Raw genomic sequence first — 14,089 nt, 5'->3', positions numbered from 1 at the left:
CTTAAACAAGCTTACTTCATCTACTCTTTGTCTCTCAGACAAAACACCTTCGGTGTTGTCAGGTTAAGCCTCACGGTTCATTAGTACTGGTTAGCTCAACGTATCGCTACGCTTACACACCCAGCCTATCAACGTCTTAGTCTTAAACGTTCCTTTAGGTCACTCAAGGTGACAGGGAAGACTCATCTCGAGGCAAGTTTCCCGCTTAGATGCTTTCAGCGGTTATCTCTTCCGCACTTAGCTACCGGGCAATGCCATTGGCATGACAACCCGAACACCAGTGGTGCGTTCACTCCGGTCCTCTCGTACTAGGAGCAACCCCTCTCAATCTTCCAACGCCCACGGCAGATAGGGACCGAACTGTCTCACGACGTTCTAAACCCAGCTCGCGTACCACTTTAAATGGCGAACAGCCATACCCTTGGGACCTACTTCAGCCCCAGGATGTGATGAGCCGACATCGAGGTGCCAAACACCGCCGTCGATATGAACTCTTGGGCGGTATCAGCCTGTTATCCCCGGAGTACCTTTTATCCGTTGAGCGATGGCCCTTCCATTCAGAACCACCGGATCACTAAGACCTACTTTCGTACCTGCTCGAGCCGTCACTCTCACAGTCAAGCTGGCTTATGCCTTTGCACTAACCGCATGATGTCCGACCATGCTTAGCCAACCTTCGTGCTCCTCCGTTACTCTTTAGGAGGAGACCGCCCCAGTCAAACTACCCACCAGACACGGTCCCCGATCCAGATTATGGACCTAGGTTAGAACATCAAACGTTAAAGGGTGGTATTTCAAGGTTGACTCCATGCAGACTGGCGTCCACATTTCATAGTCTCCCACCTATCCTACACATCAAGGCTCAATGTTCAGTGTCAAGCTATAGTAAAGGTTCACGGGGTCTTTCCGTCTTGCCGCGGGTACACTGCATCTTCACAGCGAGTTCAATTTCACTGAGTCTCGGGTGGAGACAGCCTGGCCATCATTACGCCATTCGTGCAGGTCGGAACTTACCCGACAAGGAATTTCGCTACCTTAGGACCGTTATAGTTACGGCCGCCGTTTACTGGGGCTTCGATCAAGAGCTTCTCCCTAAGGATAACCCCATCAATTAACCTTCCAGCACCGGGCAGGCGTCACACCGTATACGTCCACTTTCGTGTTTGCACAGTGCTGTGTTTTTAATAAACAGTTGCAGCCAGCTGGTATCTTCGACTGGCTTCGGCTCCGTCCGCAAGGGACTTCACTTACCGCCAGCGTGCCTTCTCCCGAAGTTACGGCACCATTTTGCCTAGTTCCTTCACCCGAGTTCTCTCAAGCGCCTGAGTATTCTCTACCTGACCACCTGTGTCGGTTTGGGGTACGATTGTTGGTAACCTGAAGCTTAGAGGCTTTTCCTGGAAGCAGGGCATCAATTGCTTCACCACCTTAGTGGTTCGTCATCACACCTCAGCATTAAGTGACCGGATTTGCCTAATCACTCTGCCTACATGCTTGAACCGGGACGACCGTCGCCCGGACAACCTAGCCTTCTCCGTTCCCCCATCGCAGTTACCACCAGTACGGGAATATTAACCCGTTTCCCATCGACTACGCTTTTCAGCCTCGCCTTAGGGGTCGACTCACCCTGCCCCGATTAACGTTGGACAGGAACCCTTGGTCTTCCGGCGTGCGGGTTTTTCACCCGCATTATCGTTACTTATGTCAGCATTCGCACTTCTGATACCTCCAGCATACCTCACAGTACACCTTCGCAGGCTTACAGAACGCTCCCCTACCCAACAATACATAGTATTGCTGCCGCAGCTTCGGTGCATGGTTTAGCCCCGTTACATCTTCCGCGCGGGCCGACTCGACCAGTGAGCTATTACGCTTTCTTTAAATGATGGCTGCTTCTAAGCCAACATCCTGGCTGTCTGAGCCTTCCCACTTCGTTTCCCACTTAACCATGACTTTGGGACCTTAGCTGGCGGTCTGGGTTGTTTCCCTCTTCACGACGGACGTTAGCACCCGCCGTGTGTCTCCCGTGATAACATTCTTCGGTATTCGCAGTTTGCATCGAGTTGGTAAGTCGGGATGACCCCCTAGTCGAAACAGTGCTCTACCCCCGAAGATGAGTTCACGAGGCGCTACCTAAATAGCTTTCGGGGAGAACCAGCTATCTCCCGGTTTGATTGGCCTTTCACCCCCATCCACAAGTCATCCGCTAATTTTTCAACATTAGTCGGTTCGGTCCTCCAGTTAGTGTTACCCAACCTTCAACCTGCCCATGGATAGATCACCGGGTTTCGGGTCTATACCCTGCAACTCATTCGCCCAGTTAAGACTCGGTTTCCCTACGGCTCCCCTATACGGTTAACCTTGCTACAGAATATAAGTCGCTGACCCATTATACAAAAGGTACGCAGTCACCCCATCCTCAAATGTCCCGCTTGCTTTTACTGTCAAACTGGCTCGATTTTTTAACTTCCGTTGCTCGTGTACTTCTATGTACACTGCGCGACGGCTTGAAATAATCAACCCATTTTGTAGGTAAACGCTTCGCTGTTTTCGAGTGGTTTGTCCAATCACTCAGTGCAAGGCACTTGAGTGATGGGGCTCCTACTGCTTGTACGTACACGGTTTCAGGTTCTTTTTCACTCCCCTCGCCGGGGTTCTTTTCGCCTTTCCCTCACGGTACTGGTTCACTATCGGTCAATCAGGAGTATTTAGCCTTGGAGGATGGTCCCCCCATATTCAGACAGGATAACACGTGTCCCGCCCTACTCGTCGAGTTCACAATAACAGCATCTTCAGATACGGGGCTATCACCCTTTACTGCCGGACTTTCCAGACCGTTCTCCTGATGCTGCTATTGATTAAGACTCTGGGCTGTTCCCCGTTCGCTCGCCGCTACTAGGGGAATCTCGGTTGATTTCTTTTCCTCGGGGTACTGAGATGTTTCAGTTCTCCCGGTTCGCTTCATGACACTATGTATTCACGTCATGATAATATCCATTGGATATTGGGTTTCCCCATTCGGAAATCGTCGGTTATAACGGTTCATATCACCTTACCGACGCTTATCGCAGATTAGCACGTCCTTCATCGCCTCTGATTGCCTAGGCATCCACCGTGTACGCTTATTCGCTTAACCTCACAACCCGAAGGTGTTTCTTCTTGAAGACGTCTGGGTGGTGATGGCTGTGCAGATTACATTTCGTCGTTGGGCAGTGCTCGCCATGCTCACATACTCATGTATGTTGCGCTGACTGTGCGCTGGCCGCCTCGAACTGTAAATTGCTCGCTCATCCCACTTCGATGTCGAAAAACACATTCAAAGTTTGAGATTTTGAGAGACTCATCAATATACCTCGGTGATATATTGATTTGTTTTCAATTTTTCAGCTTGTTCCAGATTGTTAAAGAGCAAAATAGTTAAAATAACTTACTAAAATTATCTTAACTATTCTCTGATTTTCATCAGACATAGTGTGGTACGCCTTTCACTCATACCGCGCAATTGGCGTCCCCTAGGGGATTCGAACCCCTGTTACCGCCGTGAAAGGGCGGTGTCCTAGGCCTCTAGACGAAGGGGACTTCAGTCAGCTTCGCAGACGCGCTTTTGCTCGTTCTTCATCAGACAATCTGTGTGAGCACTACACATAACACGTATCTTTTAGGTAAGGAGGTGATCCAACCGCAGGTTCCCCTACGGTTACCTTGTTACGACTTCACCCCAGTCATGAATCACAAAGTGGTAAGCGCCCTCCCGAAGGTTAAGCTACCTACTTCTTTTGCAACCCACTCCCATGGTGTGACGGGCGGTGTGTACAAGGCCCGGGAACGTATTCACCGTAGCATTCTGATCTACGATTACTAGCGATTCCGACTTCATGGAGTCGAGTTGCAGACTCCAATCCGGACTACGACAGACTTTATGAGTTCCGCTTGCTCTCGCGAGGTCGCTTCTCTTTGTATCTGCCATTGTAGCACGTGTGTAGCCCTACTCGTAAGGGCCATGATGACTTGACGTCATCCCCACCTTCCTCCGGTTTATCACCGGCAGTCTCCTTTGAGTTCCCGCCATCACGCGCTGGCAACAAAGGATAAGGGTTGCGCTCGTTGCGGGACTTAACCCAACATTTCACAACACGAGCTGACGACAGCCATGCAGCACCTGTCTCAGAGTTCCCGAAGGCACTCCTCTATCTCTAAAGGATTCTCTGGATGTCAAGAGTAGGTAAGGTTCTTCGCGTTGCATCGAATTAAACCACATGCTCCACCGCTTGTGCGGGCCCCCGTCAATTCATTTGAGTTTTAACCTTGCGGCCGTACTCCCCAGGCGGTCGATTTAACGCGTTAGCTCCAGAAGCCACGGTTCAAGACCACAACCTCTAAATCGACATCGTTTACAGCGTGGACTACCAGGGTATCTAATCCTGTTTGCTCCCCACGCTTTCGCACCTGAGCGTCAGTCTTTGTCCAGGGGGCCGCCTTCGCCACCGGTATTCCTCCACATCTCTACGCATTTCACCGCTACACATGGAATTCTACCCCCCTCTACAAGACTCTAGCCAACCAGTTTCAGATGCAATTCCCAAGTTAAGCTCGGGGCTTTCACATCTGACTTAATTGACCGCCTGCGTGCGCTTTACGCCCAGTAATTCCGATTAACGCTTGCACCCTCCGTATTACCGCGGCTGCTGGCACGGAGTTAGCCGGTGCTTCTTCTGCGGGTAACGTCAATTGATAAAGGTATTAACTTTATCACCTTCCTCCCCGCTGAAAGTACTTTACAACCCTAAGGCCTTCTTCATACACGCGGCATGGCTGCATCAGGCTTGCGCCCATTGTGCAATATTCCCCACTGCTGCCTCCCGTAGGAGTCTGGGCCGTGTCTCAGTCCCAGTGTGGCTGATCATCCTCTCAGACCAGCTAGAGATCGTCGCCTAGGTGAGCCATTACCTCACCTACTAGCTAATCCCATATGGGTTCATCCGATAGCGCAAGGTCCGAAGAGCCCCTGCTTTGGTCCGTAGACGTCATGCGGTATTAGCCACCGTTTCCAGTAGTTATCCCCCTCTATCGGGCAGATCCCCATACATTACTCACCCGTCCGCCGCTCGTCAGCAAGAAAGCAAGCTTTCTCCTGTTACCGCTCGACTTGCATGTGTTAGGCCTGCCGCCAGCGTTCAATCTGAGCCATGATCAAACTCTTCAATTAAAAGTGTTTGATGCTCAAAGAAATCGAAAACTTAGCTATTCATAAATGAATTTACTTTTGTTGTTCACTCTTCAAGACTTGATACATCTAATATTTTAGAAGATATCGTCTCTGCGAGTGCCCACACAGATTGTCTGATAATTTGTTAAAGAGCAGTGCAACATTCGCTGCCGTTTCCGGTCTTCTGCGTTGTTGCGAGGAGGCGTATATTACGTTATTCCTCTGAAGAGTCAAGAGTTTTTTCAAACTTTTTTCTTTTCCCTTCGCTGTCCTTCGTGGCTGTTGTCAGCTCATCGTCGGTCAGTGGATGCGCATTATAGGGAGATCTCGGATTAGCGCAAGTGTTTTTTTAAAATAATTTTCCGTTCGTTCAAAACACCAACAAGACGTATAAAAACCCAACAACCAAGGTGGAATATCACTCAATTTTGGCAAAATGAGAGGCAAATTCGCTTACTTTATTCCAATCCGTATATTCAATTTCTTTTGTAGGATCAGTTTCACCTTTAGTCATCTTCATAATTAGCTGGATCATGACTCTATCAATCCATTTATAGCGAGGATAAAAAAGTGCACCAGCAAATACACCCGTTAACGTTGGCTTCCATGGGGTCTTATCTAGAAACTTACGCATATAAGCATTCGTCTCAGGTGTATTCTTTTCCTCTTTTCTGGCAGTAAGATTAACGCCAAAGAATGCGGTAGGCATACTATTCAATTGTGCAAGATGACGAGTGATAAATTTATCGAGAGCTTTATTAAAGTAACCATAACGAATAGAAGCACCCACTAAGACTTTATTATAAGCAGATAAATTTAAACTCTGCTGAACAGAGGTTAAATCTCTTACATCACATTCATAGCCGTGTTGTCTTAATTCATTCGCGATTTGTGTCATTATTTTTTTAGTTTGACCATCAGTACTACAATACAACAATAGCGCGCTCATACATCACTCCTTGTATTAGATTAATCACGCCAAAACGTTGGGGTAAATAACACTAATAATGTGAAAACTTCTAGTCGTCCAAATAACATTGTTACGACGAGTATCCATTTTGCAGCCGGATTCATTGTCGTAAAGTTATCAGCAACAATACCTAGTCCAGGCCCAAGATTATTTAATGTTGTTGCAATAGCAGAGAATGCAGAGAACTCATCAACCCCCGTTGCGATCAACAACATTAAGCTAATAATAAATACCAAAGCATAAGCGGAGAAAAATCCCCAGACGGCTTCAATAATACGTTCGGGTAATGCTCGATGGCCAAGTTTGATGGTATAAACTGCATTCGGGTGAACAAGACGTTTTAATTCACGATTCCCTTGTAGGAATAAAAGCAAGATACGAATGACTTTCAATCCCCCACCCGTTGATCCTGCACACCCACCAATAAAAGCAGAGCATAATAATAGAAGAGGTAGAAACGCTGGCCATTGTGCAAAACTGTCTGTTGCAAAACCAGCAGTTGTCGCCATAGAGACAACTTGGAAAAAGGCCTGGTTTATGGTTATCCATCCTGAATCATATACAGAATAAAGCCAAAGAATACCGCTACAGATAATGACTAATCCCAATTGAATTGAGATAAACATACGAAATTCAGGATCACGCCAATAAATATTAAGGCTTCTTCCTGTTAATACAGCAAAGTGTAAGCCAAAGTTACAACCGGAAATTAAAAGGAATACACCAATAATGATGTTAATGGTTGGGCTATTAAAATAACCAATACTGGCATCGTGAGTAGAAAACCCACCAATTGCAATAGTTGAAAAGCTATGAGAAATAGCATCAAACACATCCATGCCGGCAACCCATAACGCTAAAGCACAAATGATTGTAAGCAAGACATAAATAAGCCACAGTGCTTTTGCTGTTTCTGCAATTCGAGGTCGCATTTTATTATCTTTCAATGGCCCCGGCATTTCTGCACGATAGAGCTGCATTCCCCCAACACCTAAAAGAGGAAGAATAGCGACAGCTAATACAATGATCCCCATTCCCCCTAACCATTGAAGCATTTGTCGATAAAACAAAATAGCTTTAGGTAAGGAATCTAGCCCTACTAAGGTTGTAGCCCCTGTCGTAGTAAGCCCAGAAAAAGATTCAAAAAATGCATCTGTAATAGAAAGGTGTGGTTGCTCAGAAAAAATAAAAGGTAATGCCCCTACACTGCCCAATACAGTCCAAAATAAAACCACAATAAGAAAGCCCTCTTTAGGCTTTAGCTCACTTTTCTTATGTCGGTTGGGGATCCACAACATTAACCCAATGATTAATGCGACAATAAATGTTTGGCTAAATGCTCGTCCGGCACCATCTCGGTATATTAATGCAACAATACCAGGAATGATCATCGTGACAGAAAATAAGATAACGAGCAGTCCGACAATACGGGTTATTGAACGAAAATGCATTTAGCGATTTCCTTGGTAGCAAAGATTATTCATTTTTATCTAATGGGATTAATTGCATACTGCCACGACTCATATCGCGTAGTTTAATTTCCACTTCACCACTATGTACAGCTGGCAATGAAAGGGTAAATGTAACTTTATCAGTATATTCACTTGAGAGCACTTGCCCTTGATATTGTTCAACGACTTGTTCAAGTAATGAAACAAGTGAATATTCACACTCCACATTAAAGCGCAATTGTGGCACTTTTGTCTTTGTAGATAATATTTTTAATGCCTGCTGAACACCACTACCATAAGCACGAACCAACCCGCCTGTTCCTAATTTGATCCCGCCAAAATACCGAACAACCACTGCGGTTACTTCCCCCATACCACTTCCTAAGAGGGGAGCTAGAATAGGTTTTCCCGCAGTACCTGTTGGTTCACCATCATCAGAAAATCCTAATTGTTGCGAATCATCTGGCCTACCAGCAACAAAAGCCCAACAGTGATGTCGGGCATCAGGAAATTGCTCTTTGATAGATTGAATATAAGCTTTAGCTGCATCAATACCCTCAGTGTGAGCAATAAATGTAATAAAACGGCTTTTCTTTATTTCTTCACTGAACTCTACAGTTTCAGCGGGGATCAAATACGCTTTCATCAGGCTAAGTGTAAGTCTCTAGTCATATTTTCAATTTTGTTATCGTGGATAATAATATTATCTTCAATACGAATGCCACCAAAGGGTTTGAAGTGTTCAATTTGCTTCCAATTAAAATGAGTGCTGTATTTTCCTTCTTTCCAAGGCTCTAATAAAGAATCGATAAAGTAAAATCCAGGTTCAATTGTTAATACCATGCCTGGTTCAACAATACGGGTACAACGTAAGAATGGATACATAGCAGGAGCTGCTAAATGAGTTCCTTTATCATCTTGCATAAACCCAGCGGCATCATGAACTTGCAGACCTAAAGCATGTCCTAAACCATGAGGCAAAAATGGTGTCGTTAAGCCAGCACTCACCATCTCTTCTTCACTAACACCTTTCACAATACCGTATTTGTTGAGTAATCCAGCAATACGTTGATGCATTTGAACATGATATTCCGTGTAACGCACACCCGCTTTCATCGTTGCGATCAACGCTTGTTGTGCATCATTCATATCTTTAACTAAAGATGTAAATTCATGATTTTCTTTTGCACTATAAGTACGAGTTATATCAGCAGCATAACCATTATATTCTGCGCCAGCATCAATAAGGAAACTACGATATTCATCTGGTGATTCATGATCTAATTTTGTGTAATGCAACACAGCCGCATGCTCATTTAATGCAACAATATTCCCATAAGGTACATCGGTATCACGATGACCTGTTGCCATTAAGTACGCCATATTAATATCAAATTCACTTAATCCCGCTTGGAAAGCTTCGCGTGCAGCAATATGTCCATTCACTGCCATTTTCTGCGCTTCACGCATACAGGCTAATTCATAACCTGTTTTATAGGCACGATAGTAATGATAATAATTAAGAAGAGATTGATTATTAATATTATCAATACTCACACCTAATGATCCCGCTCGTTGCGAATTTGGGCCAATATAAGCAGTATTCTTATTAATATAAGGAGTAAGTTCTTTTTGAATATCATCAACATTTTTGAGATGAATTAATTCAATTTCATGCGTCCAATAGCTATTTGGTAGGGCTTCAACACTATGCCAATAATCAACTGGAGAATAAAACCATAATTTTGGTTTATTAACACCATCGACTAATAACCAGCAATGAGGTACATCAGTCACAGGTACCCATGCTTTAAAGTGTGCGTTAACTTTAAAAGGATAATCACTGTCATCAAGAAAAATACGAATAGGCTCACCAGAATGAATTAATACGGAATCAAGATGGTGTCTGGATAAAGCATCACGAGTACGATTTTGTAGAGTTTTGATATGTTCTTGGTACAGAGAGAGCAATTTTTCCATTATTAATTACCTTATCTTATTCATTGTTAATGATTCAGCTTAACACGCCAACTCTTTTAGTGGCTAACACCATAACAAAAATAGATTATTAGCGATTTATTTCACTTATTTTTATCAAATAGAGCAACAATATAAAATTCAATGAGTTAAATAATTTCACTGTGATCCCTCCTGCAGTTTTTTAATCAATTATTTGCATTTATTTAACATTGTATTCACACTCTTATTATCTGGTCATACCAGTCTATACTTTTAGGGAGAATACAAATGCTCTATCAAAGCGAAAATATTCAAGTCGATTGGGTGAAACAAGGTATTGTTGAACTCGTTTTTAACGCCAAAGGCTCTATTAATAAATTAGATACCAAAACAGTTGCGATGCTAAGCGAAGCTTTAACCGTATTAGAGGCAACACAAGATCTAAAAGGTGTTATTTTACGTTCTGAAAAACCTGCCTTTATTGTCGGTGCTGACATCACTGAGTTTCTATCCCTATTTGATGCCCCTGAAGAAGAATTGACTCAGTGGCTACACTTTTCTAATCAGATCTTTAGTCGACTCGAAGATTTACCCGTTCCCACCATCTCTTCTATCAATGGTTATGCACTTGGTGGCGGCTGCGAATGTGTACTTGCAACCGATTTCCGAATTGCATCCCCTGATTTACGTATTGGTCTCCCAGAAACCAAACTTGGGATCATGCCCGGTTTTGGAGGTTCAGTACGTCTTCCTCGTTTAATTGGTGTCGATAATGCATTAGAAATTATTACTGCGGGTAAAGATGTTGATGCTCAAACTGCACTTCAAAATGGGTTGATCCAAGCTATTGTGCCACTGGAAAAATTAAAAGAGAGTGCACTTTCTCTAATAGAGCAAGCGATTGACGGTAAGATTGATTGGAAGGCCGCACGTTATCCGAAAACAACGCCATTAAGATTGACAGAACTTGAACATAAGATGTCTTTTGGTGTGGCTAAAGGCATGGTGATGAAAGTAGCTGGCCCTCATTATCCAGCTCCGATCACCGCAGTAAAAACTATCGAAAAAGCAGCCTTCCTAAATAGAGATGAAGCACTCGCTCTTGAAACTGAAAATTTTGTCAAACTCACGCGCACTGATGTTGCTAAAGCCTTAGTTGGTATTTTTCTCAATGATCAGTATGTCAAAAATATCACAAAAAAACGGAATGCAGAATTACCTAAACAAGCAGCAGTATTAGGTGCGGGCATTATGGGCGGTGGAATTTCCTATCAATCAGCCTTAAAAGGTATTCCGGTTATTATGAAAGATATTAACCAAAAATCCCTTGAACTGGGTATGAATGAAGCGCTAAGCCTATTACAAAAACGCCAAGAAAAAGGTCGCATGACCGCTGTTGATATGGCCAAAACACTCGCCTCTATTCAACCAACACTAAATTATGCCTCTGTCAGCGATGTAGATATTGTGGTTGAAGCCGTTGTTGAAAATCCAAAAGTAAAAGCAGCTGTACTTGCAGAAACAGAAGCATTATTAGCAGATAACGCAATCCTTGCTTCCAATACCTCAACGATACCTATCTCATTGCTCGCAAGATCCTTAAAACGCCCAGAAAATTTCTGTGGTATGCATTTTTTTAATCCTGTCCATCGCATGCCTTTAGTGGAAATTATTAAAGGCGAAAAAACCAGTGAAGAGACCATTAACCGTATTGTTAGTTATGCAAGCAAAATGGGCAAAACACCTATTATTGTTAATGATTGCCCTGGCTTCTTTGTAAATCGAGTCCTCTTTCCTTATTTTGCAGGATTCTCTCTATTGCTAAGAGACGGTGCTGATTTTATTGCTGTTGATAAAGTGATGGAAAAAGTATTTGGTTGGCCAATGGGTCCAGCTTATTTACTTGATGTTGTGGGTATTGATACTGCTAATCATGCTCAAGCTGTTATGGCTCAAGGCTTCCCTGACAGAATGGGAACAATTGAACGAGATACTATTGCACTGTTATATGAACAACAGCGATATGGGCAAAAGAATAATCATGGTTTCTATAATTACACGGTTGATAAAAGAGGTAAAAAACAGAAATCCGTTGATGAACAAATTCAAACACTCATTCAACAAAATGTGGGTAAAGCACAAGAGTTTAGTCAAGACGCGATTATTGCTCGCATGATGATCCCAATGATCAATGAAGTTATTCGTTGTCTAGATGAAGGTATCATTGCTTCACCGGCCGAAGCTGATATCGCACTAGTATATGGCTTAGGCTTCCCTCCTTTCCGTGGTGGTGTATTCCGTTACCTCGATACTATTGGAACAGCGAAATTTGTTGCAGATGCACAACAATATGCGTCATTAGGGCCACTCTATCAAATCCCTGAAAGCTTAAAACAAAAAGCGCAACACAACGAAACCTATTATCCAAAACCCACAAAAGTAGATGTTAACATCAGAGAACTCGCTTAAGGAGAGATGAAATGGAAAAGGTTGTCATAATTGATGGTATTCGTACTCCTATGGGACGCTCTAAAGGTGGTGCTTTTCGCCATGTTAGAGCAGAAAATCTCTCTGCTCATCTGATGCAAGCACTACTAAAACGTAATCCTAATATTAATCCTAATGATATTGGCGATGTGATTTGGGGTTGCGTACAGCAAACCTTAGAACAAGGTTTCAATATTGCACGTAACGCTGCATTATTAGCCGAACTTCCTCATAAAGTGCCGGCGGTCACGGTTAATCGCTTATGTGGTTCATCAATGCAAGCATTACATGATGGCGCTCGCCAAATTATGCTTGGTGATAGCCAAGTGGCATTAATTGGTGGTGTTGAACATATGGGTCATGTGCCAATGACTTATAATGCAGATTTTAATCCATCACTTAATCTTTCTGTTGCTAAAGCCTCATTTTCCATGGGTTTAACGGCAGAAATGTTAGCTAAATCATTCCAAATTTCACGTGAAGAGCAAGATAAATTTGCTTATCGTTCTCACCATTTATCGGCTCTTGCGACACAACAAGGCTATTTTGATAATGAGATAGTGGCTATCAATGGTCATGATGCAGCGGGTAATTTCATCAATGTCAGAAATGATGAAGTTATACGTTATAACCCAAGTCTTGATGATTTAGCACAACTGAAACCTGTATTTGATCCCGCAACAGGCTCTGTAACAGCCGGAAATTCATCCGCAGTTTCGGATGGTGCATCAGCGATGTTTATTACCAGTGAACGTTATGCTAAAGAGCACAATTTAAAACCTCGAGCTGTTATTCGTGCTATGGCTGTTACAGGATGTGATCCCGCAATTATGGGTTATGGTCCTGTTCCTGCCACAGAAATTGCATTGAAAAAAGCAGGATTAGCACTCAGTGATATTGATATTTTTGAACTCAATGAAGCTTTTGCAGCACAATCATTAGCTTGTATGAAGAAAATGAATCTACTAGAGAGCCTAGATGACAAGATTAATTTAAACGGTGGTGCAATTGCCTTAGGACACCCTTTAGGCTGCTCCGGTTCACGTATAACAACCTCGTTACTCAATATTATGGAACGTAAAGATGCACAGTTTGGCTTAGCCACAATGTGCATTGGATTAGGGCAAGGTATTGCAACGATTATAGAACGTGTTTAATGCGATATTTTGTATATCCACGTTCTTATCGTTAGGTAAGTATTCTTTTCGATTGCATGGTTAGAAACCATTTTCCCGCCGTCAGGGGCGGGTTTTTTTTATGGTTTTAAAAACAAAATCGATAATAGCGCGGTAAAACGTTATCAAATAAATTCAAATGCATCACTAAATAAACGAGTCTTATCTGCATTACGTTCATTACAAAAGCGCTCTCTAGCTATTTTGGCCATTTCAAAACGCCCTGCAATGTAAATATCATATTCTGATAAATCACCGAAATCTTCGCTTATAGCGGTTAATACCGTACCTTTCCTACCTCGCCAAGTCTCATCTGGTTGTTCAACCACGGGGACAACGGTTAAAGAAGGATGCAACTCTGATAATTCTTGTAACTCATTGAGATCATAGAGGTGAACGCTTTCTCTTCCCCCCCAATAAATTGTAATAGGTCGCTGTGGATTTTCAGCTAATGCTGCCAGTAAAATTGAATGGGTATAAGAAAATCCCGTACCTCCAGCAATTAATAGTAGAGGACGCTGACTATCTTTTTTAAACCATGCATTTCCATGAGGAATATCAATGGTGAGTTGCTGTTTTTCTAAAATCACATCAAGCACAGCCATCGCATAAAGATTGAGTTCAGACGCACCAATATGAAGTTCAATAAAGTCTTTATTTTCAGGTATAGATGCAATAGAAAAAGGACGTTTATCACGTTCATCCATAACGGCTAAAAGATATTGCCCAGCCTGAAAATCAAATTCGCCATCGGGTAATAGCCTTACCCGATAAACCGTATCTGTCATCGGCTCAACAAGTGAGACTTTACAATTCAGTATTGCCATGTTGTTCCTCTGTT

General features: G+C 43.2%; 7 protein-coding genes, 1 tRNA gene and 2 rRNA genes. 2 read left to right on the top strand and 8 right to left on the bottom strand.

Annotation, left to right across the window (positions count from 1 at the left end; translation table 11 throughout):
• Positions 1-59 precede the first annotated feature (59 nt).
• The 7 genes from LW139_RS02245 to pepQ all read right to left on the bottom strand — a co-directional run bounded on the left by LW139_RS02245 (position 60) and on the right by pepQ (position 9,607).
• Positions 60-3,136 (bottom strand): 23S ribosomal RNA (locus LW139_RS02245).
• A gap of 367 nt (positions 3,137-3,503) precedes the next feature.
• Positions 3,504-3,579 (bottom strand) — tRNA-Glu (locus LW139_RS02240).
• A gap of 84 nt (positions 3,580-3,663) precedes the next feature.
• A 16S ribosomal RNA gene (locus LW139_RS02235) occupies positions 3,664-5,206 on the bottom strand.
• The 16S and 23S rRNA genes sit together here with 1 tRNA gene alongside, the layout of an rRNA operon.
• A gap of 418 nt (positions 5,207-5,624) precedes the next feature.
• On the bottom strand, positions 5,625-6,155 hold the full coding sequence (gene hemG / locus LW139_RS02230) for a menaquinone-dependent protoporphyrinogen IX dehydrogenase (protein WP_109408608.1): 531 nt from the start codon (positions 6,153-6,155) through the stop codon (positions 5,625-5,627).
• Between the two features lie 20 nt (positions 6,156-6,175).
• Positions 6,176-7,627, bottom strand: coding sequence for a Trk system potassium transporter TrkH (gene trkH, locus LW139_RS02225; RefSeq protein ID WP_166539232.1), 1,452 nt, complete (start codon positions 7,625-7,627; stop codon positions 6,176-6,178).
• A gap of 25 nt (positions 7,628-7,652) precedes the next feature.
• Entirely contained in the window at positions 7,653-8,273 is a 621-nt protein-coding gene (locus LW139_RS02220; RefSeq protein WP_109408607.1) for an IMPACT family protein, read from the bottom strand.
• Positions 8,273-9,607 carry a Xaa-Pro dipeptidase gene (gene pepQ / locus LW139_RS02215; RefSeq protein WP_109408606.1) on the bottom strand — a complete coding sequence of 445 codons (1,335 nt, stop codon included), beginning with the start codon at positions 9,605-9,607 and terminating at the stop codon, positions 8,273-8,275. The genes LW139_RS02220 and pepQ overlap by 1 nt, the downstream gene beginning before the upstream one ends.
• Positions 9,608-9,874: 267 nt before the next feature.
• Here pepQ and fadB point away from each other — a divergent pair, with 267 nt between their 5' ends.
• Positions 9,875-12,055, top strand: a complete 2,181-nt coding sequence (fadB, locus tag LW139_RS02210) for a fatty acid oxidation complex subunit alpha FadB (RefSeq protein WP_247850567.1) — start codon at positions 9,875-9,877, stop codon at positions 12,053-12,055.
• A gap of 11 nt (positions 12,056-12,066) precedes the next feature.
• The gene (gene fadA / locus LW139_RS02205) at positions 12,067-13,230 is read left to right on the top strand and encodes an acetyl-CoA C-acyltransferase FadA (protein WP_166539234.1); all 1,164 of its coding nucleotides are present in this window, start codon (positions 12,067-12,069) and stop codon (positions 13,228-13,230) included.
• 143 nt (positions 13,231-13,373) lie between these two features.
• Here fadA and fre read toward each other — a convergent pair whose 3' ends face one another.
• A complete protein-coding gene (fre, locus tag LW139_RS02200) occupies positions 13,374-14,075 on the bottom strand; it encodes an NAD(P)H-flavin reductase (RefSeq protein WP_210812965.1) in 702 nt (233 codons plus the stop codon).
• Between the last annotated feature and the right edge of the window lie 14 nt (positions 14,076-14,089).

This window comes from Proteus vulgaris (assembly GCF_023100685.1).
Lineage (GTDB): Bacteria > Pseudomonadota > Gammaproteobacteria > Enterobacterales > Enterobacteriaceae > Proteus.
Note: the sequence above shows the minus strand (reverse complement) of the source record. Positions and strands in the feature narration are given on the sequence as shown.

Coding starts and splice junctions, on each gene's coding strand:
- fadA (WP_166539234.1), top strand. CDS start 12,067: ATGGAAAAGGTTGTCATAATTGATGGTATTCGTACTCCTATGGGACGC.
- fadB (WP_247850567.1), top strand. CDS start 9,875: ATGCTCTATCAAAGCGAAAATATTCAAGTCGATTGGGTGAAACAAGGT.
- fre (WP_210812965.1), bottom strand. CDS start 14,075: ATGGCAATACTGAATTGTAAAGTCTCACTTGTTGAGCCGATGACAGAT.
- pepQ (WP_109408606.1), bottom strand. CDS start 9,607: ATGGAAAAATTGCTCTCTCTGTACCAAGAACATATCAAAACTCTACAA.
- hemG (WP_109408608.1), bottom strand. CDS start 6,155: ATGAGCGCGCTATTGTTGTATTGTAGTACTGATGGTCAAACTAAAAAA.
- LW139_RS02220 (WP_109408607.1), bottom strand. CDS start 8,273: ATGAAAGCGTATTTGATCCCCGCTGAAACTGTAGAGTTCAGTGAAGAA.
- trkH (WP_166539232.1), bottom strand. CDS start 7,627: ATGCATTTTCGTTCAATAACCCGTATTGTCGGACTGCTCGTTATCTTA.